We start from the raw sequence: 22,669 nt of genomic DNA, 5'->3' as shown, positions 1-22,669 counted from the left end.
ATTGTTATCAATGAACGCCTTTCTAAAGCCTGAAAAATCGCTTCTCAGGCTTTAATTTTTATAGCCAACCTGTTGCATTTTTTAGCGCCTTTCCTAATTCTCGTACTGGATTTTCTCTCTATTTTTCTGAGATATCTAATGTGCGCGATACACTATTTTTCGCCCATTAATCAATTTCACTTGTGACAAAGTTATCAGAATTATGCATTTTAGGTAACGTTCCCGAAATTATCGATCTATCATCCACTCAGATACAAAAGTGAAGTAATCAACACGACTGATTTCTATTTCTTCTTCGATATAGAGCTTATACATCAAAAGTATAAGCCGAAATGTGCTTACGAATTATTTTGGGAACGTTTGCAGATAATCCAAAACAATTAACGTGAGAACATCAGAATGAAACGACACATTTTAGCGGTTGCTGTAACAATGGGGCTAATGACTACATCGGTATTAGCAAGTGAAGACGTTGCAGCATTAGAGCAACGTATTAATGAATTAGAACAAAGGGTTGCACAAACAGAGCAGGTCTCTACCGAGGCCAATGAAAAGGCTTCTTCGTTTGAGTTTCACGGCTATGCTCGCTCTGGGTTATTGATCAACGACGACCTAAACGGCGCGACAGGTACTGGCCCTTACATGACAGCGGCGGGTGCCATTGGAGCTCCAATTGGACGTCTTGGTGTTGAAGATGATCATTACGTTGAAGCGAACTTGATTCATAAGCGATTTGCAGACGATGGCTCTAGTGCTTTGTTTCGCATCATGTTGGCCGACAGTACTGAGACAAATAACGAGTGGACTGCCAGCGAAAGCCAGTTGAATGTGCGACAAGTGTATTCAGAACTGAACCGTCTGAGCATGTTCTCTGAATCTGAAGCGTTTTCTGAAGCAACGTTTTGGGCGGGTAAACGATTCGATCGCGACAACTTTGATATTCACTTTTTCGATTCGGATATTGTCTTCTTATCAGGTACTGGTGCGGGCGTTTATGACGTTCAGATGAGCGACAACTGGAAAGCGAATTTCTCTATTTATGGCCGAGATTTTGGTGAGATTGATAGCTCGTCAACAGATGTAGAAAACTACATTGCAACCATGAATAACCGTATTGGCCAATGGCAAGTGATGTTGAGCGGTATGACCTCAGCAGACAACGATAGCCGCCTAAATGGCGCAGCTGAAAGCGGTGTACACGCAATGTTTGCGTACCATGGAGACAACTTCTTTGGTCTGAGCGAAGGCTTCTCTAAAACGGGTATGTTAGTGGGTAGTGGCCTAGGTGCAGAGCTAAAAGGCATCGGTTCAAATGGTGATCTACTGGATGACGCGAAAGCCGTTCGCCTGTTTAGCTACGGTGTCACTCGCATTGGCGACAACTGGCGCTTAGCACCTGCATTAATGGCAGAGCATAGCCAAGACCGTTTGAAGAAGAATGACGAGTTCACATGGGCTTCTTTAAACGTTCGATTAGCTCAAGAGTTCACAGAGAACTTTGAGATGGTTTACGAAGGTTCATTGCAATACATGGATTTAGACAACTCGACAGAGCAAGCGAGCGGCGGTTTCTACAAAGCGACAGTTGCACCAACACTCAAGCTTTCAACTAGCACTGGTTTCTTTGACCGACCAGAACTGCGTTTCGCTGTGAGCTATGTGGATTGGAGTGAAGACCTAAATGGTTACTCGATCAGCACTGAAGCAGATGCTGCAACGATGGGAGAGGGCGGCGAGGTTCTGTTTGCACTGCAGATGGAAACTTGGTTCTAATTGCTTGATATATCGTTTAGATAGAGAGTGTTACTCATGATGTGATAGTCGCATCACCAAATGCCAACCTTATCGTTTCAACTCGAAGGTTGGCATTTTTTATCTTGGGATAACCTGATCTCTGAAATAAATCGCTAGCAAGACTCTCGGTCAATAGTGGTGAAGGTCAACACCATCTTGCTCATTTCAAAGCCTTTTTTCTCAATACGGTCGAGTAGCAGCTTGGCTCCATTTTCTCCCGCTTTATCAAACGCATAGTTAAACGTAGACAGCGTTGGTGTGCATACTGAAGCGAGCTCATCGTCACCTACACCGATCACCAATATATCCTTTCCTGGAACGAGCCCCGCTTCCTGAATGGCTCTGATCGCACCGATTGCGATACGGTCAGTGGCGCAGAATAGGCCGTCGAGCTTGGTGTGCTCCTTGAGATACTGCTTCGCCAGTTGGTAACCTGATTCTATGGTGAAGTCGCCACGGGCGTGAAATTGCAGTGTGAGGTCGTTAAATTGAAGCGATTGAGCGAAGCCTTCCGATCTCATCTTATCAACCGCAATATCATCACCTTGCACACCGATGAATCCCATATGCTTACAAGCTTTCGCTATGAGGCGATTACCCGCTTCAAACCCTACGCGAGTGTCGTCGTGCACAATGCTTGGGATGTTAAACATTGACCCGTCTTGACCAACCAATACCACGGGTACGGCAGAGCTTTGAATCGCTTTGACTAATTGGTTGTCGAGGTGGGTCGCGTACAGGATGATGCCTTCAACACGCTTCTGGTTAAATATCTGAATATATTCAAGTTCTTTATGGTGTGTTTGGTGTGTGCTCGCTAATAATACATGCTTGCCCGCTTGCTCTAAGACGGCGGTTAAACCATCGACACCCTGAGAGGTGGCATGGGAAGAAACCCTAGGAACAATCACGCCAACCAGGTTGGTTTTTTGGGACTTTAAGTCTTTAGCGACTTGGTTTGGGAGATAGCCACACTCTTCAACCGCTTTACGCACCTTCACCTTGGTCGCGTCTTTTACGCCATACTCATCATTGATTACTCTTGAAACCGTCGACTTGGAAACTCCAGCGAGACGAGCGACATCATGAAGACTAGCCATTATTCATTATCCAATTGTAATTTTAGTTTTGGGATTGTTTGCAAACAGAGCATCAAATTTACCTGTTATTAGGGGATTTTAACCCTGTCTTCTTATCCTAGGGAGATAATTTGAAGATCATTCTCACACTATTGAGCAGTTATCTTTGATCATTTGTTATTTCTAGGCAAAAATTTGTTTTGCAAACGTTCCCGAAAATTCAAAAGCTCAAATGATAATCCAATGGGGTATGTAATGAATTATCCAAAAATAGCAAAAGAGCTGCTTTCTCTGTTAGGTGGTAAAAGTAATATCACCGCACTCGCACACTGCGCGACTCGTCTGCGTCTTGCGGTTGCAGACCAAGATAAAATTGATGAACAGGCGATTGATAACCTAGAAGGGGTTAAGGGCCAGTTTAAAGTGGCAGGTCAATATCAGATCATCTTTGGCTCAGGCATCGTAAACCAAGTTTATGCTGAGTTGGCTAAGCTGACTGAAATGACGGAAATGTCGACCAACGATGTGGCGTCTGCAGGTGCTGACAACCAAAATATCCTGCAACGCGCGGTGAAAGGCCTGTCTGATATTTTTGTACCAATCATTCCGGCGATTGTTGCTGGTGGATTGTTGATGGGTATCTACAACCTATTGACGGCTCAAGGCTTATTCATTGATGGCAAATCTTTAATCGACGCTAATCCGGGTTTGACCGACTTAGCAAACATGATCAATACATTTGCTAATGCTCCTTTTGTGTACTTACCTATTTTATTAGCATTTTCAGCGAGTAAGAAGTTTGGTGGTAACCCATACCTTGGCGCGGCTTTAGGTATGTTGATGGTTCACCCAGACTTGCTTAACGGCTGGGGCTTCGGTGGCGCATCAGTGTCGGGCAGCATTCCGGTTTGGAACATTTTAGGTTTCGAAATCGAGAAAGTAGGCTATCAAGGTTCAGTACTACCCGTTCTTGTTTCTGCGTTTATTCTAGCGAAAGTTGAGCTTGGGCTGCGTAAAGTTATTCCTTCGGTTCTGGATAACTTGCTAACGCCGCTATTGGCGATTTTCATAACTGGTTTGTTAACATTCACGATTGTTGGTCCATTTACTCGTGATATCGGCTTCCTGCTTGGTGACGGCCTAAATTGGTTATACAACAGTGCTGGCTTCATTGGCGGTGCGGTGTTTGGTTTGATTTATGCGCCGTTTGTTATTACTGGTATGCACCATAGCTTCATTGCTATTGAAACTCAGCTGCTTGCGGATATCGCAACGACTGGCGGTACGTTCATCTTCCCTATCGCGGCGATGTCTAACGTGTCACAAGGTGCAGCGGCACTGGCGGTTGGTTTCATGAGTAAAGATAAGAAAATGAAAGGTATCGCGATTCCTTCTGGTGTGACTGGCTTGCTTGGTATTACTGAACCTGCAATGTTCGGTGTGAACTTGAAGCTTCGCTATCCATTCATTGCTGCGGTTTGTGCCGCTGCGATTTCAAGCGCGTTTATCACGATGTTCAATGTGAAAGCACAAGCACTGGGTGCGGCGGGTATTCCTGGCATCATCTCAATATCACCAGAAAAGATTGGCTACTACGTGGTAGGTATGATTATCGCGTTCGTGACTGCCTTTGCTCTGACCGTTGTTTTAGGTCTGCGCGAGCGCAGCAAGCAAAACATTAAAGCAACAGCTTAACGTTTCTCCCTAGAAGTGAAGCCCCCCTTTTCACTTCATTTCCTAAGCTTTGGGGTGCTAGCTAGGTGATTTGGCTTAGCTAGCCTTTTTATATTTTTACATGACAGCGTGAAGTGTCACCTTGCTTTTGGTTGCTACTGCTTTCGATTGCCATCGCTTTCGGTTGTCATGATTTTCAGTTTTAAGGTAAGAAAGATGAATCAAGTTTGGGTAACTGGAGACGCCGTCGTCGACCTCATTCCGGAGACTGACGCGACATTATTGAAATGTCCGGGCGGTGCGCCTGCTAATGTCGCGGTAGCGATTTCTCGCCTTTTAGGCAAAAGCGCATTTTTTGGCCGAGTGGGTAACGATCCGTTTGGCACTTTTATGGAAGTGACTCTGCAAAAGGAAGGTGTGAATACCGAGCGTTTGGTGAAGGACCCTGAACAACGCACGTCAACCGTGGTGGTCGATCTTGATGACCAAGGCGAGCGTAGCTTTACGTTTATGGTTAAGCCAAGTGCCGACCAGTTTATGTCTGTTGAAGACATTCCCGAATTTAAGAAAAACGAGTGGCTACACGTCTGCTCGATCTCTTTGGCTAATGAACCAAGCCGAAGCAGTACCTTCGAAGCGATCCGACGTATGAAAGCCGCGGGCGGTTACATCAGCTTCGATCCAAACCTTCGTGATGAAGTGTGGCAAAACCCATCTGAAATTAAGTCTGTGGTCATGAAAGCGGTTGAATTGGCTGATGTGGTTAAATTCTCAGAAGAAGAACTGGATTTCTTAACCGATTCAACTTCGATGGAACAAGGTTTGGCTAACATTGCAGATCTTAACAACACGCTTGTTCTGGTTACGCAGGGCGCGAAAGGCGTTTGGCGAGTATTTGAAAACCAAGGTGTGTTGATTTCAGGTCGCTCAGTGACGCCAGTGGATACCACGGGTGCAGGCGATGCTTTTGTTGGCGGTTTGCTTGCAAAGCTTTCTCAAGATGATGAGTGGAACAATCAACAAGTCGTCGATTCTGCAATTCAGTGGGCGAATGGGTGTGGCGCACTGGCGACCACGCAAAAAGGCGCAATGACCGCACTTCCAACGCAAGAAGCTCTTACTCAGTTTATTCAAAAAGACTCTTCAAATACGAATGCCGTAGAGGAGAGTGTATGAGTTTGAACTCGAACTGGACAGTAGAGCAAAGATATCGCCGTATAGAAGATATTTCTCTAGAGAGTATTGATGCGATGGTAGAGCTTCGCAAACAAGACTCTGGCTATCCAAGCTACCATATTGCGCCTAAGTTTGGTCTGCTTAATGATCCGAATGGTCTGTGTTTCTTTAATGGTGAACACCACCTATTTTACCAATGGACGCCAGTTGGCCCCGTCCATGGTATGAAGTACTGGTACCACCTTTCTACCAAAGACTTCGTTCATTTCGAAGACCACGGTATTGGCTTGCACCCAGACCAAGATTACGACTCTCACGGTGTTTACTCTGGTGGTGCATTGGTTGAAAACGACAATGCATTGTTGTTTTTTACAGGTAACAAGCGCGACGGAAATTGGTTGCGAGTGCCAACTCAATGTTTTGCCAAGATGACTGCTGACGGCAAAATAGAAAAGCACGGCGTGGTTATCGAAAACGATCACTACACCGAACATTTCCGCGACCCAAAAGTGTGGAAACAGGGCGGCGATTATCTGATGGTTGTGGGTGCTCAAACGCCTCAAAATACTGGCTCTATGGCGCTATATTGCAGCCGAGACCTGATGAATTGGCAGCACAAAGGTCCAATTCAAACTCGTTACAACAACCTTGGCTATATGTGGGAATGCCCAGATTTCTTTGAAATAGAGAATCAGTCGGTGATGCTGTTTTCTCCACAAGGTGTGTCTAGCGAAAATCCATACGATTTCAAAAATATCTACTCGGTGGCTTATATCGTCGGTGACCGCTTAAATCTCGATTCGGTAGAACTGGAAAACCACCAAGATATTGCGCAGCCAGATTATGGCTTCGATTTCTATGCACCACAGACTTATTTAGATGATACAGGCCGCCGTATTCTGATTGCTTGGATTGGTCTGCCTGAGATTGATACACCATCTAATGAGTATCAGTGGGCGGGCATGTTGTCGTTACCACGCGAACTTCAAATCCAAGATGGCTATCTTGTTCAGTCTGCTTTACCTGAATTGAAAGCGCTACAGGGTGAAGCTGTGGTGGTTGAAAATGCTCTTGAATTGGATACAACCAGCTTCATGGTTGAGCTCGAAACTGATACTGACGAGTTTGAGTTTACACTTGCTAACGTTGCGGGTGATAACATCGTGTTCAGTGCTACAGAAAAGGAGTTCATGCTTGATCGCAGTAAGATGTCTCAGCTCTACGCGGAAGAGTTTGGCTCAGTGAGAAAAGCACCGAGGTTGAGCACCAAGCAAACCATCGAGGTTTATGTTGATAAGTCAGTGATCGAAATCTTTATCAATGGCGGTAAGCACACAATGACCAGCCGTTTCTTCATTGATGACTTGAGTTCATTGTCGATGACTGGTGACGTGAACACCGTTTATCACTCGATGAACCCAATTAAAGGGTTGGACAACTAACCTCCGCTTATCTCCATCAAGAAAGCCGCTGATCAACAGCGGCTTTTGTTTGGTCTGCGACATCACTATTGTGCTAACTCTTTGACCTTGTCCATTCCCCGTAGCCCTGAATCTCAAGTCCATTTAGAACAAACAACCAACGCTAAGGTCGAATGTTATTGAAACTGACCTTCTGCGTTCCGTCATCTTTATTCAATAGCTCCACCACATCGCCTTGATAGTAATACGGTTCCATTGGCACCTCGCTGTTGGTCGGCCTTGCGTAATGCAATACTGCTGGCTTCGCGTCAACTTGCTGAGCGAACAAATAGCCAATCAGCGCATGTTCAAACTGGTGATAACCGTTGCCCCAATGGAAAGCTTTGGTGCGTTTTGGGTCAAGCCCGACACCACCGTATTTATGGTCGACCCATACATCATGAAAGGTCGGTAGGGTGTATTGCAGGACGTCTTTCATTGAACCATCGACAAGCGAAACCGTCATGGCTGCTTGATCAAGCTCCGCCCACTCCCATGATGACGCCCAATTTGTGTTTGGTCTGCTTTGCCAGCCAGTTATCTCTTGTCCTTTCCACGCTTTCTGAAGTTCTTCGCCATAATATTGGGATACACTCACGAAATTTTTCTGATATTGCGCATGAACGAGAGTGTGTTTCATCCCTTTGATGCCAAACTCTTTCCATTCAGAGTTATTCAATGTTTGGCCTGTAAGGTAAGTCATCCAATACGCTTTGATGGTGTGCCCAAAATCGTTGTGATTAGCATTCGGCATCTTGGCGGCTTTGCTGTGAATGGCCCCGTAGAAGCGTTGTTCATCTTCAGAGTGGTAGTGCTCGACCATGGTTTGTGTCAGCCAACTTAGATCATCAAGCCATCTTGTCTTGGTGGGCTCTTTTAGCAGGGGAGCGACTAACAGCATGTAACCGTTAATCTGATCAAGTTGCGCGACCAGTTCACGCTGTGTGGCTTTGCCATCTTCACCATCCGCAAGTACCCAAGCAAGACCGCTGTTGTCGCTAAGTCGATATTTATCAAAGATAAAAGCTTGTTGTGCGATGAGTGCTTCTTCTACCTTTTTGTCTTGAGTCAGGTAGTAGTACATGGCAAGGCCAACTAATGCATACGCTTGATCTTGAGAAGTACGCTGCTGCCAATTCTGGCCTACTTTTCCCTCTTTTGTGTAGCCGATAAAGCCGCCGTTTTGCTTATCTTCTAGCTGATCAATGATGTAGTAGGCTCCTTGCTTGGCAAGCGCTAAAGCCTGCTTATCGCCACTAAGGTGGTAGAGCACGCCATAGGCATAAGTTTGACGTGACTTCATCCGCGTAAACTCTTTGCCAAAGTGTGGCGTGATCCAGCCTTTGTTTAGTTCATGGCACACATCAGAAATATCGAGCAAGGTACCGTCATCACAGCGGAAAGTAGGGAAGTTTCCTACCGGTTCTCCTTGAGCGCTAGGCATTAACCAATAAGGTGCAAGCCCTTCAGTCGCATGGTTGAGCCACTCTTCTCCAGAAGGAAGATGGGCGTTGGCAGATACGGCGAAGCTAGTAATACTGAGTAATGCGATCGTTGCTCGTAACATGATGTTTATCTTAACTATTTGAATTTATTTGAATATAAACAATCACATCTGCACATTGTAATTAGGCGATCACAATCGACCAAATTAATAAGGTTTAGATAAAAGCTCACAGACTAGTGAGCTTTGGAAGGGTGTCTTGTATTTTATACTGGCTTGCCCGCCTCATCTTCTTCAACCACATCGGTTTCTAAGCTTGCCTCTGCCAGCCACTTTTGTATCGATGGACTGTTAAGCACACGTTGTTGATACTGCGATGCCTTTTCGGAAAGTTGTATTCCATAGGTATCTACGCGTAATGCGACGGGTGCAAACATCGCATCGGCAATCGACCATTCACCAAACAACCATCCTTCAGGGTATTGTTCCATTTGTGCTGACCATATTGCATCAGTACGTGCGATGTCTTTAAGTGCGTCTTCACTCAGTGTGAGCTTTCGTTGTGCGCGGCAGTTCATCGGCATTTCATTTCTGACGGCAAAGAACCCAGAGTGCATCTCGGCGGAAATTGCTCGGGCATGGGCGCGTTCTTTCACTGAGCTAGGCCACGCTGCACCGTCCAAATAGGCATCGTTAACGTATTCGAGAATCGCCAATGAATCCCACACCGCAACATTACCATCAACTAGGGTTGGAACCTTGGCCGTTGGCGTCACTTTCGCCAGAGTGTCGTAAAAATCAGAGGTGAATAGCTTGAGCTTGATGACTTCTGTACTCAGGTTGTAGTTGTCGAATATTAGCCATGCGCGCAGTGACCAAGTTGAGTAGTTCTGGTTTCCAATATAAAGCTGCATCGTTGCTTCCTTGCGTTTGGTGAGTATGCTTTTGAGCTTAGGGGATTGTATTGCGGAGCACTAACGGATAATTTTGATGCAATACATTAATAAAAACGATGGGTGGTGATTTCAATATGGATATTGATGCTTTGCGAGGCTTTCTCGCGTTTGTAGAAACCAGTAGTTTCACACGTGCTGCGAAACAGATAAATCGCACCCAATCGGCATTCAGTGCTCAGATGCGTAAGTTGGAAGAAGAACTCAACGTCACTCTTTTCCAAAAAGAAGGGCGTAACTTAATACTCACTGAAGCAGGCTTAGCGCTGCGTTCTCATGCAGAACAGTTAGTCGCCCTTCACAATACAGCCCTCAAGCAAGTAAAGCGTTACGAAGACAAACAACCTCTGCGACTCGGTTGCCCTGAAGACTACAATGACACTATTCTGCCAAAAGTGATTCGCCTGTTGCAGAAAGCAGAACCCACTTGTTCTATTCAAATATATAGCCTGCCGAGCATTACGCTGAGAGAGTGGCTGGATGATGGTCGTTTAGATGCCGCGATTGTCACCCGAGCGCCCGATAGTGAAGAGGGTTACTGGCTCACTCATGATATCGGAGTATGGATAAGCAGCCCTGATTATGTGTTCGATGAGTCTAAACCAGTGCCATTAGCCTTGTTTCAGACCGATTGTAAGTACCACGCCGCGGCAGTGAATGGCTTAACCAAGCAGGGCACGCCTTATCAGTTATTGGCGTGTAGCAATACTGCTTCAGCGCAGCGAGCGATCGTTAAAGCTGGATTAGCCATTGGCGCGATGGGTAAGCTGAGCGTGACTTCAGATTTGAGAATCCTCGATGATATGCCACCGTTGCCTTCGGTCGATATTGTGCTGATCCTAGCGACCAAGCATCACCCGGTATTGGATAAAGAAGTGCTCAATCAACTTGTGGAGCTGGGTTCTGAGTAGCTTAGGTTCATCTTCCTATTGGAGGATTCCCAAGCTTTTCAATTTTCGATAAATGGTATTGCGGCTGATACCGAGTATTCTCGAAGTCTTACTTATGTTGCCTTGGTTGGCTTGATAGGTTTGCAGCAAGGTTTCTTCAACGGTACTTCTTAAATCGTTACTCGCTGTACCTTTGATGGCATTAGGAGTCATTAGCTGATGCTGATTATCGTGTGCTAATGACGTGAGATGTTGAGCAAGGTGGCTGGGCACATGCTCGAGTGTGAGTTGGGGTTCATCACTTGCTAATAGAGCAGCAACCTTAAGTAAGTTGTCTAATTCGCGGATATTACCCGGCCAAGAATAGGCGCACAGTAAGCTCATCAAGTGCGGGCAGATTGTCTGTTCGTCTTCGGCGTATTTACGATGAATGTGCTCGATTAAAGCGTGCTTGTCTTGTCGGTGTTGTAGGCTTGGCAAGGTGAAGGCTAAGCCATTGAGTCTGTAATACAGGTCTTGCCTAAACTCACCTGTTGCGACTAACTGCTCGAGGTTTTTGTGAGTTGCAGCGATGATCTGACAATCGACTTGATAGCTTTGATTAGAACCAACTGGCACCACGGATTTGTCTTGCAGAACATGCAGTAGTCGGCACTGAGCTTCTAAAGGCATGTCGGCGATCTCATCTAGAAATAGAATCCCTTTATCTGCTTGACGGATCTTACCTTGGAAGCCCTTGTGGCTTGCTCCCGTAAAGGCGCCCGGCGCGTAACCAAACAGTTCAGATTCGATAAGGTCTTTAGGCAGCGCGCCACAATTTACCGCTACCAAGGGCGAAGACTTACGCTGGCTTTGCTTGTGCAGCGCTTTAACAAACTCGCCTTTGCCAACTCCTGTTTCTCCTAAGATCAACAAACTGATCCCTTTATCGATTACCTTGTTGGCTTGCTGCCAAGCGTGTTCGATTTGTTGCTCGCCATGGTGCAAATCACACGATGCTGAAATGGAGCGCGTGCGTTTGGTGGTTGGTTGTTTGAGGTGTTGTTTCTCAAATACAAAAGGCGTGTCTAATGAGGTTCGGTTGAAGAGGGTATCGATACTCTCACCGACGATCGAGGTTTGATCCAATAGTTGAGAGGCGACCTGATTGTGTGCCACCACCTCCCCAGCTTCATTGGCTATTACAATCCCTTGCCAACCACTGTGTAATAACGATTTCTCACATGCGAGGTCGATGCGAGTGGTGCCTTGTGGGATGTGGCTCAGTAGCTGGTTTTCAACAAGCTGAACCATATTTTGAACCAGTAGCTGCACCGAACTGTCGTGCTGTTGCTGCTCACTGGTAATGTCCAATACGCCAACCATGTTCCCTTGGTGATCAAACACAGGGCTTGCTGAACAGCTGATAAATCGATGCTGGTGGATGAAGTGCTGCTCACCAATGATGGTCACGGGTTTAGCTTCAACAATCGCGGTGCCAATCGCGTTGGTGCCCTTAAGTTGTTCCTGCCAACACGCTCCTGAGCTGAGTGCAATTGATGTCAGCTTCTCCTTAAACCGCTCCTGTCCCCAACTCGCCAGAATCACCCCTTCAATATCGGTCAGAATCAAACGACTGTCGGTACGAGCAAACATCTGATTAAACAAAGGCAGCGCATTGCGTTCGACGATGTGGATCAAGTCAGCCGATTGATGACGTCGCTGCTTAAGAATCGATTGTGGTAGGCGAATGTCTTCAGGAAGTCGTCTCTGTTTTAGACCCGCTTCTGTGCTGCGGTGCCAAGAGGACGAAAGCCAATCTGAGGTGTTTGCTTGTTGAAGGTGCATGACTGTTCCATGTCGTAACAGTGAGGGTGTACCAATTTGGAACAGTTGAACACTGGAGTGGTTTCCATACGTCCGTTCAATGCCAACTCACTTTGGGTTGTAAACGTTTGGTAATCATAGTTTTACAATTTTTTAACAACAAGTTTTGAAGTTCTGGCGTGTGATTTGCGTTGTTACTGTTGTGAAGAAAACACGAAGTATCAGTGTTTTAAACAGAAAGCATAAACATGGGCGTCTCGCCATGAGTTCTTTTCTCAAGGGGAGCCGCCACAAAAATAAGACAGCTCTAGCTCAATAACGAATATCAAATCGAAGAAGGATCTAACTATGATTTACGCACAGCCGGGTAGTGACAACGCAGTGGTGAACTTTAAAGCTCAATACGATAACTTTATCGGTGGCGAGTGGGTGAAGCCTGTCAGCGGCGAGTATTTTGATAACACTTCCCCAGTGAATGGTCAGGTGTATTGCCAAGTGGCACGTTCAACAGAGGCAGACATTAGCTTGGCACTCGATGCGGCGCATGCGGCTCGTGCTAGTTGGGCTGCGACCAGTGTGACAGAACGTTCCAATATCCTACTTAAAATTTCCGATCGCATTGAAGCGCACCTAGAAGAAATCGCGGTGGCGGAGACGTGGGAAAACGGCAAGCCTGTGCGTGAAACTCTAGCGGCAGACATCCCGTTAGTTGTTGACCACTTCCGTTACTTTGCAGGCTGTATTCGGGCGCAAGAAGGCAGCGCAGCCGAGCTAGATTCAAACACCGCGAGCTACCACTTCCCAGAACCCATCGGTGTGGTGGGGCAGATCATTCCTTGGAACTTCCCGATTTTAATGGCGGCTTGGAAATTGGCGCCAGCACTGGCTGCGGGTTGCTGTGTTGTGATGAAGCCAGCGGAGCAAACACCGACATCGATCTTAGTGATGATGGAGAAGATCGCTGATCTTCTACCTGCAGGCGTAGTCAACATCGTCAATGGTTTTGGTAACGAAGCGGGTCAAGCGTTAGCAACCAGCGATCGTTTAGCGAAATTGGCCTTTACCGGTTCGACAGAAGTCGGTCACCACATCTTGAAATGTGCGGCTGAAAGCTTGATTCCATCAACGGTTGAGCTTGGCGGTAAGTCTCCAAATATCTATTTCCCAGACATCTTTAACCATGAAGACGAATACCTTGATAAGTGTGTCGAAGGCATGTTGCTGGCGTTTTTCAACCAAGGTGAAGTGTGTACCTGTCCATCACGTGTGCTGATCCATGAATCGGTGTACGACAAGTTCATCGCCAAGGTGGTCGAGCGTGCTCAAACTATTAAACAAGGTAACCCGCTAGATACTGATACTCAGGTTGGCGCACAAGCTTCAAAAGAGCAGTTCGATAAGATTCTGAGCTACCTTGAAATCGGTCGTCAAGAGGGTGCGAAAGTGCTGACAGGTGGCGAAGTTGCGCAGCAATCTGATGATCTCGGTAATGGTTATTACATCCAGCCAACAATGTTGGAAGGGCACAACAAGATGCGAGTATTCCAAGAGGAGATCTTCGGTCCTGTTATCGCGGTGACGACGTTTAAAGATGAAGCAGAAGCACTCGAGATAGCCAATGATACCGAATATGGCTTGGGTGCAGGCGTGTGGACGCGTGATGCAAACCTCGCGTATCGAATGGGTCGCAACATTGAAGCCGGCCGTATCTGGGTGAACTGCTACCACGCTTACCCAGCTCATGCCGCGTTTGGTGGTTACAAGAAGTCGGGTATCGGCCGTGAGACACATAAGATGATGCTCGATCACTACCAAAATACTAAGAACCTGTTGATCAGCTACGATACTAACCCACTAGGATTTTTCTAAAATAGATAGGTTCTAGAACAGTCTATTAGGAAGTCACTAGCAACGAGATGGCTTAAACAATACAAGTAAAATGAAAAGCAAAACGCCAAGTTCTTATGAGCTTGGCGTTTTTATATTTGAATCGCTCTAGTTTTGCGAAAAGAAGATCTCGGGCTTGTGGACTGGGCCATAGTTGCCTTCTAACTGAGTGAGTTCTAATCCTTGTTTGCCTATCAAAGAGCCGACTAACTGGCGGTTGAACGGGTAGCTGTCGGGGTTGTTAATATACTCTTCAACATCAATCCATTTAGCTTCTGCAATTTCATCTGTGTCTTGAATCGCAATCTCTTGAGTTTGAGCGATAAGGTGACAAACAAAGTAGAGGTTAGACTTTCCGAATTGATACGGGTGTCTCGTCGCCATGCCAACCACTGAAACGAACGTGGCTTCGATGCCAGTCTCTTCTAAGGTTTCTCGAACCACGGATTCTTCAATGCCTTCACCCAACTCAATATGACCGCCCGGTAATTTGTAGCCCGTCATGCCGTGTTCTTTAATCATCAGCACTTGGTTGTGTTCGTTAGTGATTAACGCGCCAGCACCCAAGGTGTGGGTCGGAATGAAAGGCACAAACTCTACAATCTCGGATTTGTGGATCAGCGTAATCTCGTCTTCTAAGCAGTTGTGAAACACAAAGCCAAGCTCAGTCGCCACCGGAATAAGGTGCGAGAGTGAAATAGGTAAGCTAATCCAAATAATGCCTTTGCTATTCTGCTTTGAAAATTCGGTGATCTCGCTGAGTTCGGCATTGAATGAGTCAACATCGTGAGGGGCTGTTGCTGGGTCAATGATGATGCCGTTAAATTTGTCGAGCGTAAATTCCACGGGTGATCCTTTATTATTTTGATTTATTGGGCGTCGAGCATGGTCTGAGCTTATCGTATCTAAAGAGCTTATAACACCTTGAGAGCAAGGGCAGCAGTGAATCAAAAGTAGGCAATGCAGTTTATGTCGAACGGGTCGGGATAAGTGGAGGGTGTTGCTAGAAACAAAAACTGCGCTTGGAAGCCAAAGCGCAGTTTTAAAATGAGGTTTATTGCAGTTCGATTTTAACGAATATAGTTCGCGTTAATACTCACGTACCAGTGTTGAAGCTTGCCATCAGATTTCTTGATCCACAAATCGTTGGTGTAGCTATCAATCTTGCCGTTAACCGTAAGGTTGAATGTGTTCTCGTCGAATTCGCCAAGCTTCACGAACTGGTCCGTGGTAATCAGGAATGGGTCCATATCATCTACGCCAACCACATCTGAAATCACATAGTAGTGGTAAGTCAGCGGCTTGCTCGCATCATTCGGGTTGCTGCGATACGCAACAAGCTTGAATGGTTCCGTTAATGGAACGTCGAGCGTTTGCTTGTCCATGGTCGCTGGAATTGGAATAAACAGCCAAGCGGTAAACAGACCGCTCAATAAAACCATCAGGAAGAAAAGAGTCTTAATTGCTTTCATAGCAACCTTCAAAATATGGGGGATGTTAATGGGGCTATGGTAACTAGGGAGAGTAAAGATGCAAGCTCTGTTATTACCCTATCTTATCTCAGCTTAATCTAGCGCAAAGAAAGCGGTTCGGTTAACTCGAAATGTAAACACGAGTGCTTAACTCTTGATTATGGCTTAAGAGAATTCGTTATTTGAACCAATCTTGGTTTTTAACCAGTCTCTCGAAACAAGGCGAAGAACTGTCGCGAAATGACCTATATAGATAAAATTCAGTACGATAAGAATAGCGCATGAATATTTTTTGAGCGTTTTCTTATGCATTTAAATCCACGGTTAAGTGGCGAATACCATTCTTATGTCGATCACTCATTTCGTATCGATTGTTCACTTGGCTCCAATCCATTTGGCGCACCAGAAATTCCTGAACATGTGATCAAAGATATTATCTACGGTATTGATAAGTACTATTGCCACAGGGAGCTTTCGGAGCTGACTTATCTGACTCGCCAGTTTATTGGGATTGAAGATTGTCGTATTACGTACACCACGGGCTCTCTTGGGGCGCTAGAACTTATCTTCAATAAACTTATCGATCACAACAATCGCACCATGATAGGCATTGGCCCTCAGTTTGTTGAAGCAGTATCAGAGTTCACTTTGGTGGGCGGGAAGTACCAGTCCATCAACATGTTTGATTATCAAAACGAGTCGGATCTGTTCGGTGTGTTGGCATCAAAAATAAGCAGTCAAAATCCTGCCTTGGTGTATATCGATAATCCCAACAACCCAACGGGTCGAATCTACGACAGAGCTTATCTGGTCGAGATAGCGAGAGTATGTGAGCGTTCTGGCGCTATTTTGATTGTCGACGAGGCATATGGTGAATACCTGACCCCTGAGCAGTCTATGCTCGATCAGACCTTAGTCTTGGACAACTTAATAGTTTTACGAACCTTTTCTAAAGGTTTAGGGCTCGCTGGGATTCGACTCGGTTACTTAGCCAGCAGTGAAAACCTGACTTCTGCAATCGAAGCTGCGGTGAGTGTGTTTACGCCGACTTACCCCTCAATAAAAATCGCATCGGCGACCTTACCCAATGCAAAACACTTCTTAGAAATGAACCGCAGCAAAACTGAATACTTTAAGCAGCAAATGATCGGCTTGTTGTCTGAGAACAATATTGAGGTGGTTGGCACGTCAATATCGACGCCCATTATGTTGTTGAAAAAGAGAGGAACTCACCTTTCAAAGCTATTTGAGAGTATCGGTATTAAGACATGTTCGGGTGTCGATTTTGCTATTACGTGCGACGCGATGACTGAAGAGTATGTTCGATTACGAATTGTTGGCAATGATATAGATTTAGAAGCGTTAAAGCAGCGTATTAAGCAGTTATAAAAGCAACCGTTATAAAATCAGTAGGCATAAAAAAGCCCGCACCTTGCGTTTACAAAGTGCGGGCTAAATTCATCTGGCTACTTGTTTAAGTAAGCAGCGTGGAACTCAATGTGTTCATCAATAAAGCTAGAGATGAAGTAGTAGCTGTGGTCGTAACCAGGCTGCATACGTAGATCTAAATCGGCATTGGTTACCTTAGCGGCTTCGACTAATTGCTCAGGTTTAAGCTGTTCAATCAGGAAGTTATCGGCTTCACCTTGGTCGACCAACATTGGCAGTTTAGTGCCTTTGGTTTTTAGAAGCTCAGAGGCATCGTAGTGTTTCCACTCTTCAATATCCAAGCCTAGGTATTGGTTGAAGGCTTTTTGTCCCCAAGGGCATTGCATTGGGTTGGTGATTGGGCTGAATGCAGAGATAGAACGGTAGCTATCTTCGTTTTTAATGCCAATCGTTAGGGCACCATGTCCGCCCATGCTGTGACCAGAAATCGATTTTACGGATGTAACAGGGAAGAACGACTCAATTAATGCAGGGAGCTCTGTTACCACGTAATCGTACATGTGGTAATGGCTGTCCCATGGCGCTTGAGTGGCATTCACATAGAAGCCTGCACCTTGGCCGAGATCGTAATTTTCATCGTCGGCAACACCTTCGCCACGTGGGCTAGTGTCTGGTGCAACAATCGCGATGCCTTGCTCAGCCGCGGCTTTGAAAGCGCCGGCTTTTTGCATGAAGTTTTCATCGGTACAGGTTAAGCCTGACAACCAATACAAAACAGGAACTGGGTTTTCTTTGCTTGCGTTAGGTGGCAAGAAAATCGCAAAACGCATGTTGCAGTCAAGCGTTGCAGAAAAGTGGGTGTATTGTTTGTGCCAACCACCAGCAACCTTTACTTGGCTAATGTTTTCGATTGTCATCTATTGTGCTCCGTTAGGTTGATGGTTTGGGAGTAAATTTGTCTATATTACATAAAGTTTCACCACCCACCGGGCAGGAGGTGGTGAAGACAGTTTGTTGCTATTCATTTGTAGCTGTGGCCTCGATGCTCGAAAGAATCGAGGCCAAGATGTGTTACTTATCCATGTGTAGAACAGTACGGATAGATTCACCTTTGTGCATTAGGTCGAATGCTTCGTTTACGTCTTGCAGACCCATTGTGTGAGTGATGAACTCTTGAAGGCCAAACTCACCCGCCATGTAACGGTTTACGATTTCTGGAAGCTCAGAGCGGCCTTTAACACCACCGAAAGCAGAGCCACGCCATACACGACCAGTCACTAGTTGGAATGGACGAGTTGCGATCTCTTGGCCAGCACCTGCGACACCAATGATGACTGATTCGCCCCAACCTTTGTGACAGCACTCAAGTGCTTGACGCATCACGTTTACGTTACCGATACACTCGAAAGAGTACTCAACACCACCGTCTGTCATCTCAACGATAACGTCTTGGATTGGCTTGTCGAATTTAGTTGGGTTGATGCAGTCAGTCGCGCCAAGCTGTTTTGCTAGCTCGAATTTGCTCTCGTTGATATCTACACCGATGATGCGGTTAGCACCAGCCATGCGAGCACCAATGATTGCAGAAAGACCGATACCGCCTAGGCCGAATACAGCAACGTTGTCGCCTTTTTCAACTTTAGCTGTGTTAAGTACCGCGCCCATGCCTGTTGTTACACCACAACCTAGAAGACAAACTTCTTCAAGTGGTGCTTCTTTGCTTACTTTCGCTAGAGAGATCTCTGGAAGTACTGTGTACTCAGAGAAAGTCGAGCAGCCCATGTAATGGAAAATTGTTTCGCCATTGATAGAGAAGCGGCTTGTACCGTCTGGCATTAGGCCTTTACCTTGCGTTTCACGAACCGCTTGGCATAGGTTAGTTTTACCAGATTTACAGAACTTACATTCGCCACATTCAGCTGTGTAAAGTGGGATAACGTGGTCGCCAATCTCAACACTTGTAACGCCTTCGCCGATCATCTCAACGATACCACCACCTTCGTGACCAAGAATTGAAGGGAAGATACCTTCTGGATCGTCACCTGATAATGTGAATGCGTCAGTGTGACAAACACCAGTAGCAACGATGCGAACTAGAACCTCACCAGCTTTAGGAAGTTGTACATCAACTTCTTCCATTTTTAGTGGCTCGCCAGCTGCCCATGCAACCATTGCTTTTGATTTGATATGCGTTTGACCAGGTTTAATTTCGATTGTCATTGGATGTTTCCTATATGTCAGTACAGCGGATAACTGTGCAATTAAATTCAACCCGTTAAGCGTAGTTGAGCTTAATTGTTTCCGCTCTCTCGTTTTGTTGGAGCTAGTATAGGTGTGAGTGCATGTTTTGATAATCCCCTTAAATAGAAAATGATTATTACGTATTTGTAATAATAAGTATGGAGAGCTGATCTGTTTTCCCTGTGATTACTTTATTCGGATCGAGCCGGTTTTTGATGGAGGGCTACTTATTCAAATAGTCGGAATGCATAGTTGTCATTGATGTTTGAGGGGTTGTCTTATGGCGGCTTATATATTAATAACTGATTCGTACGATAGAGTCATCAATACTCATGATCATTACTAACTAATTGAATTTTAAGGATTGAAGCAATGTCGCATAAGCACTCTGTATGCGACGTTTTGTAAGATATCAGAAACAATAGTGTCATTTTTCTCACCTAATCTCCTCGCCAAATTTTGAGTTCTAACTTTTTGGGAAGAGAAAATGAAAAAGAGTACATTGACCGTACTGTCAGGCTTGATAGCAACAGCTTTGGTCGGTTGCAATTCAAGTTCGCCAAGTGATGACAGCGGCAATATGGATAGCGCAGTGCAAGTGGCGTTCATGCCTGATATCCATTTCCATGATGTTTACGGTGATTTTCAGGATGGCTCGTTCGCAGGGTTGCCGAATGCAATCAGTGGTAAGAATGCAACGATCAGAACGATGGAGTCACAGATGAACTCTACCCGTCTATTCAACGAAAACTATTTCGCGATGATCGCAGCGCTTGATGATGTGGTTGAGCGCGGAGTGAAGTACGTAGCACTGCCGGGGGACTTCAGTGACGACGGTCAGCCAGTACATATGCGTGGATTAGTGAGCATTTTTGACCACTATCGTGACACGTACGGCCTTGAGTTTTTTGCAGCGCCTGGCAACCACGATCCAGTGAGGCCATTTACTATACCTGCGGGTAAGTCGGACTTTTTGGGAGAAGGGGGTAAGAACCAACGTATTTATAGTCGGGGTAAGGAAGAGTGTGTTGGCTATGAAGATGAGTGGACAACCATTCCCGGTGACGGCGATAACCTAGCAACCATCTGTACTGAAGAAGTGCGTGAGTGGGGCTATGAAGAGATCATGAGTATCCTTGGTACTCACGGCTTCTACCCTCAGCAAGATTATCTCTACTTTGAAACCCCTTATAGCAGTGCGCAAGCTCGTACCAACTACAGCTATGAATTAGCGAAAGAAGAAGCAGCTTTTGATAAGCGCATGTACGAGATCTGTTATGAAGGAACAGGTGGTAGTTATAAAGAGAATGGCTACTCAAGTTGTTCTGAAGTGCCGGATACCAGTTACTTAGTCGAGCCAGTCAAAGGCTTGTGGCTGTTGGCCATTGACGCGAATGTTTATCGCCCTAAAGAAAATTCGTCTGATAGCTCTGTAGACGGAAACACGTTTGATGGATCAAGCAGCGCTGGCTACAACATGATGCTGACTCACAAAGAACATGTGATCGATTGGATCTCTGATGTAGTAAAAGCAGCCAAAGAGCAGAATAAGACGCTTGTTTCCTTCTCGCACTTCCCAATGACAGATTTCTACAACGGTGCCTCTGAAGAGATTGAAGATCTGTTTGGTGAAGGAAGCCATCAACTGGCTCGTGAACCAGATGACAATACTAGTCGTACACTTGCTGCAACAGGATTGAATATCCACGTTGGCGGTCATATGCACTTTAACGATACTGGTAAGAAAAGCTTCAATATCGATGGTGTTCAGCACACGCTCTTTAATATCCAAGCGCCATCGTTAGCGGGTTACATCCCAGCTTACAAGCTGCTGAACATTCGCCCTGATAACCAAATCGAAGTTGAAACTGTGGTTATCGATCAAGTTGAACGTTACAACGAACTATTTAGTCACTACGAAGAAGAGCATGAGTACTTAACAGCAAACGCAAGTAATGAGGAAGAAGAAGCTAAGATATGGGATATCAATATTCTTGATTCAAAGAGTTACTATGAACTCACCGACTGGCATATCCGTGAATTAACGCGCTTGCGTTTCCTTCCTAGTGATTGGCCAATCGAAATGCGTGAAATGATCATGCACATGAACGGTGAAGAGATGATGATCATGTCTCAACTAGAAACGCAGTTCACGGTTTGTCAATTAGCTGACAAGTTGGGTTATCCAGTTGAAGGCTGCACTGCAAATGGTGTCGTTGATGAGGAACAGTTCCAGAAAGATTGGCAGGCAGCCAAAGTAGAAGCTGAGGTTTTGGCAACTACTGAGGGGCTAAGCTTAGCTGACTTTGCAGAGTGGAGTGGTGAGCTACTAGCAACCGATTTCTACCGACTACGTAATGCAGACGAACTGGCGTTCCGTGATATCGGTGAAACACAACTACGCCAATACGAACTGCTAAGCCGCGAGCTTGCCGAGTTTGATGGCACAGTGGATTCAGAGCTAGGTGATCTTGGCCAATATACAGTGGGAGAGGTATTCCGCTCTCGTTTCGGTAGCTTGTTCGTGATTCTTGAAAAATTCGCAACAGGCCAAGCAAGTGACCACTTCTTGATTGATATCGACCAGCAAACCCTGACCGATCTTAAAGGTGAAGTGAAGCGCGATATCCTAAGAGGCTCAACGTCTGCAAATTAAGCGCTTTTGCCGATTAGATGATTAGATTGATGAAGGGTCTGCTAGCCACGAATTAGTGGGCTCTTTTTTTGTCTAAGCGTAGGTTTAATCGAGAATTACACCTAAGAATTTTTAAGGTGCATCATAATAATTACTTGCTGAAAATCGCATGAATCGGAAATAAAACTACAATATTCTGAGCGCCGTATTTTATTGTTGTGGACTTAAACATGCTTTTATCTCTCTCGCCTCCTGTGATGCTGTCACTTGCCATTGTATTTGAAGTTGTCGCGACTTCTCTATTGCCTAAAACGCAGCAATTTACTTCTTTGCCCGCGACTGCCGCAGTGCTAGTCGGTTATGGCTTTGCTTTCTATCTGTTGTCTCTCACGGTTCAAACTATGTCTTTAGGTGTGGCATATGCGGTTTGGTGTGGGGCAGGGATAGTGCTAGTCGCAGCGCTGTCTTGGCTGGTCTACGGGCAAAAACTCGATATCTTTGCGATCATCGGTATCGCTTTGATTTTGGTGGGCGTCGTGATTATTAACTTGTTTTCGACGTCGGTGAGTCATTAGGGGCTAACTCGCTTTTGCCCCTAAATTGGTTTAGCCAAAAAGTCTGCATTCACAGTCGAGTGGTTTTTGGCCTAATAGAACTAATCTGACACCCAAACTCAAAAAGAACGTAAACTGGGTATCAGAGTGCAGTTCTTAGTTCAAAGCAACTCGATGACTTTTGCTCTACAAACCGATCTTAAAGCGTCACAAAC

General features: G+C 45.6%; 17 protein-coding genes. 9 read left to right on the top strand and 8 right to left on the bottom strand.

The genetic code is table 11. The annotated features are described in order from the left end of the window. Nucleotides 1-399 precede the first annotated feature (399 nt). Nucleotides 400-1,773 (top strand): carbohydrate porin, encoded by a 1,374-nt coding sequence (locus AB4503_RS17090; protein WP_102320859.1) that lies wholly within the window; start codon nt 400-402, stop codon nt 1,771-1,773. A gap of 134 nt (nt 1,774-1,907) precedes the next feature. Here AB4503_RS17090 and AB4503_RS17085 read toward each other — a convergent pair whose 3' ends face one another. Then, nucleotides 1,908-2,894 carry a LacI family DNA-binding transcriptional regulator gene (locus tag AB4503_RS17085; protein ID WP_102332242.1) on the bottom strand — a complete coding sequence of 329 codons (987 nt, stop codon included), beginning with the start codon at nt 2,892-2,894 and terminating at the stop codon, nt 1,908-1,910. A gap of 234 nt (nt 2,895-3,128) precedes the next feature. Here AB4503_RS17085 and AB4503_RS17080 point away from each other — a divergent pair, with 234 nt between their 5' ends. The 3 genes from AB4503_RS17080 to AB4503_RS17070 all read left to right on the top strand — a co-directional run bounded on the left by AB4503_RS17080 (nt 3,129) and on the right by AB4503_RS17070 (nt 7,165). Beyond that, complete coding sequence (locus AB4503_RS17080) at nt 3,129-4,568, top strand: sucrose-specific PTS transporter subunit IIBC (protein WP_017064972.1); 1,440 nt, start codon at nt 3,129-3,131, stop codon at nt 4,566-4,568. A gap of 195 nt (nt 4,569-4,763) precedes the next feature. Continuing rightward, nucleotides 4,764-5,723: an aminoimidazole riboside kinase gene (locus tag AB4503_RS17075; RefSeq protein WP_017061624.1), complete on the top strand. Its 960-nt coding sequence runs from the start codon at nt 4,764-4,766 to the stop codon at nt 5,721-5,723. After that, a complete protein-coding gene (locus AB4503_RS17070) occupies nt 5,720-7,165 on the top strand; it encodes a sucrose-6-phosphate hydrolase (RefSeq protein WP_372100790.1) in 1,446 nt (481 codons plus the stop codon). Before AB4503_RS17075 ends, AB4503_RS17070 begins: the two co-directional genes overlap by 4 nt. A gap of 142 nt (nt 7,166-7,307) precedes the next feature. Here the strand turns inward: AB4503_RS17070 and AB4503_RS17065 are convergent, their stop codons facing one another. Continuing rightward, nucleotides 7,308-8,750 carry an N-acylglucosamine 2-epimerase gene (locus tag AB4503_RS17065; RefSeq protein ID WP_372115438.1) on the bottom strand — a complete coding sequence of 481 codons (1,443 nt, stop codon included), beginning with the start codon at nt 8,748-8,750 and terminating at the stop codon, nt 7,308-7,310. A gap of 143 nt (nt 8,751-8,893) precedes the next feature. Beyond that, complete coding sequence (locus tag AB4503_RS17060; protein WP_372115437.1) at nt 8,894-9,541, bottom strand: glutathione S-transferase family protein; 648 nt, start codon at nt 9,539-9,541, stop codon at nt 8,894-8,896. Nucleotides 9,542-9,639: 98 nt separating this feature from the next. On the opposite strand from AB4503_RS17060, the gene AB4503_RS17055 reads away from it, so the two are divergent. Beyond that, nucleotides 9,640-10,491, top strand: a complete 852-nt coding sequence (locus AB4503_RS17055) for a LysR family transcriptional regulator (RefSeq protein ID WP_372115436.1) — start codon at nt 9,640-9,642, stop codon at nt 10,489-10,491. 15 nt (nt 10,492-10,506) lie between these two features. Here the strand turns inward: AB4503_RS17055 and AB4503_RS17050 are convergent, their stop codons facing one another. Further along, nucleotides 10,507-12,297 carry a sigma-54-dependent Fis family transcriptional regulator gene (locus AB4503_RS17050; RefSeq protein ID WP_137002176.1) on the bottom strand — a complete coding sequence of 597 codons (1,791 nt, stop codon included), beginning with the start codon at nt 12,295-12,297 and terminating at the stop codon, nt 10,507-10,509. Nucleotides 12,298-12,624: 327 nt separating this feature from the next. Between AB4503_RS17050 and AB4503_RS17045 the strand changes: the two genes are divergently transcribed. Then, entirely contained in the window at nt 12,625-14,145 is a 1,521-nt protein-coding gene (locus tag AB4503_RS17045; RefSeq protein WP_137002175.1) for an aldehyde dehydrogenase family protein, read from the top strand. Nucleotides 14,146-14,271: 126 nt separating this feature from the next. On the opposite strand, the gene AB4503_RS17040 is transcribed toward AB4503_RS17045, so the two are convergent. Both AB4503_RS17040 and AB4503_RS17035 read right to left on the bottom strand, forming a co-directional pair. Beyond that, entirely contained in the window at nt 14,272-15,009 is a 738-nt protein-coding gene (locus tag AB4503_RS17040; protein WP_102398053.1) for an NUDIX domain-containing protein, read from the bottom strand. A gap of 224 nt (nt 15,010-15,233) precedes the next feature. Beyond that, on the bottom strand, nt 15,234-15,635 hold the full coding sequence (locus tag AB4503_RS17035) for a hypothetical protein (RefSeq protein ID WP_017061631.1): 402 nt from the start codon (nt 15,633-15,635) through the stop codon (nt 15,234-15,236). 306 nt (nt 15,636-15,941) lie between these two features. On the opposite strand from AB4503_RS17035, the gene AB4503_RS17030 reads away from it, so the two are divergent. After that, nucleotides 15,942-17,024 carry a pyridoxal phosphate-dependent aminotransferase gene (locus AB4503_RS17030; RefSeq protein WP_017061632.1) on the top strand — a complete coding sequence of 361 codons (1,083 nt, stop codon included), beginning with the start codon at nt 15,942-15,944 and terminating at the stop codon, nt 17,022-17,024. Nucleotides 17,025-17,101: 77 nt separating this feature from the next. Here AB4503_RS17030 and fghA read toward each other — a convergent pair whose 3' ends face one another. Next, nucleotides 17,102-17,941, bottom strand: coding sequence for an S-formylglutathione hydrolase (gene fghA / locus AB4503_RS17025; RefSeq protein ID WP_372115435.1), 840 nt, complete (start codon nt 17,939-17,941; stop codon nt 17,102-17,104). A 154-nt stretch (nt 17,942-18,095) separates the two neighbouring features. After that, nucleotides 18,096-19,244: an S-(hydroxymethyl)glutathione dehydrogenase/class III alcohol dehydrogenase gene (locus AB4503_RS17020; RefSeq protein WP_017076927.1), complete on the bottom strand. Its 1,149-nt coding sequence runs from the start codon at nt 19,242-19,244 to the stop codon at nt 18,096-18,098. Nucleotides 19,245-19,752: 508 nt separating this feature from the next. Here AB4503_RS17020 and AB4503_RS17015 point away from each other — a divergent pair. Next, nucleotides 19,753-21,921, top strand: a complete 2,169-nt coding sequence (locus AB4503_RS17015; RefSeq protein ID WP_102332236.1) for a metallophosphoesterase — start codon at nt 19,753-19,755, stop codon at nt 21,919-21,921. 209 nt (nt 21,922-22,130) lie between these two features. Continuing rightward, nucleotides 22,131-22,475: a multidrug efflux SMR transporter gene (locus AB4503_RS17010; RefSeq protein ID WP_065584843.1), complete on the top strand. Its 345-nt coding sequence runs from the start codon at nt 22,131-22,133 to the stop codon at nt 22,473-22,475. The last annotated feature ends 194 nt before the right edge of the window (nt 22,476-22,669 follow it).

Origin of the sequence: Vibrio sp. 10N.222.55.B11 (assembly GCF_041473705.1) — a bacterium.
Taxonomy (GTDB): Bacteria; Pseudomonadota; Gammaproteobacteria; order Enterobacterales; family Vibrionaceae; genus Vibrio; species Vibrio crassostreae_C.
Note: the sequence above shows the minus strand (reverse complement) of the source record. Positions and strands in the feature narration are given on the sequence as shown.

Excerpts from the sequence above, each read along its gene's own strand:
- AB4503_RS17090 (WP_102320859.1), top strand. The coding sequence starts at position 400 with ATGAAACGACACATTTTAGCGGTTGCTGTAACAATGGGGCTAATGACT.
- AB4503_RS17085 (WP_102332242.1), bottom strand. The coding sequence starts at position 2,894 with ATGGCTAGTCTTCATGATGTCGCTCGTCTCGCTGGAGTTTCCAAGTCG.
- AB4503_RS17080 (WP_017064972.1), top strand. The coding sequence starts at position 3,129 with ATGAATTATCCAAAAATAGCAAAAGAGCTGCTTTCTCTGTTAGGTGGT.
- AB4503_RS17075 (WP_017061624.1), top strand. The coding sequence starts at position 4,764 with ATGAATCAAGTTTGGGTAACTGGAGACGCCGTCGTCGACCTCATTCCG.
- AB4503_RS17070 (WP_372100790.1), top strand. The coding sequence starts at position 5,720 with ATGAGTTTGAACTCGAACTGGACAGTAGAGCAAAGATATCGCCGTATA.
- AB4503_RS17065 (WP_372115438.1), bottom strand. The coding sequence starts at position 8,750 with ATGTTACGAGCAACGATCGCATTACTCAGTATTACTAGCTTCGCCGTA.
- AB4503_RS17060 (WP_372115437.1), bottom strand. The coding sequence starts at position 9,541 with ATGCAGCTTTATATTGGAAACCAGAACTACTCAACTTGGTCACTGCGC.
- AB4503_RS17055 (WP_372115436.1), top strand. The coding sequence starts at position 9,640 with ATGGGTGGTGATTTCAATATGGATATTGATGCTTTGCGAGGCTTTCTC.
- AB4503_RS17050 (WP_137002176.1), bottom strand. The coding sequence starts at position 12,297 with ATGCACCTTCAACAAGCAAACACCTCAGATTGGCTTTCGTCCTCTTGG.
- AB4503_RS17045 (WP_137002175.1), top strand. The coding sequence starts at position 12,625 with ATGATTTACGCACAGCCGGGTAGTGACAACGCAGTGGTGAACTTTAAA.
- AB4503_RS17035 (WP_017061631.1), bottom strand. The coding sequence starts at position 15,635 with ATGAAAGCAATTAAGACTCTTTTCTTCCTGATGGTTTTATTGAGCGGT.
- AB4503_RS17030 (WP_017061632.1), top strand. The coding sequence starts at position 15,942 with ATGCATTTAAATCCACGGTTAAGTGGCGAATACCATTCTTATGTCGAT.
- fghA (WP_372115435.1), bottom strand. The coding sequence starts at position 17,941 with ATGACAATCGAAAACATTAGCCAAGTAAAGGTTGCTGGTGGTTGGCAC.
- AB4503_RS17020 (WP_017076927.1), bottom strand. The coding sequence starts at position 19,244 with ATGACAATCGAAATTAAACCTGGTCAAACGCATATCAAATCAAAAGCA.
- AB4503_RS17015 (WP_102332236.1), top strand. The coding sequence starts at position 19,753 with ATGAAAAAGAGTACATTGACCGTACTGTCAGGCTTGATAGCAACAGCT.
- AB4503_RS17010 (WP_065584843.1), top strand. The coding sequence starts at position 22,131 with ATGCTTTTATCTCTCTCGCCTCCTGTGATGCTGTCACTTGCCATTGTA.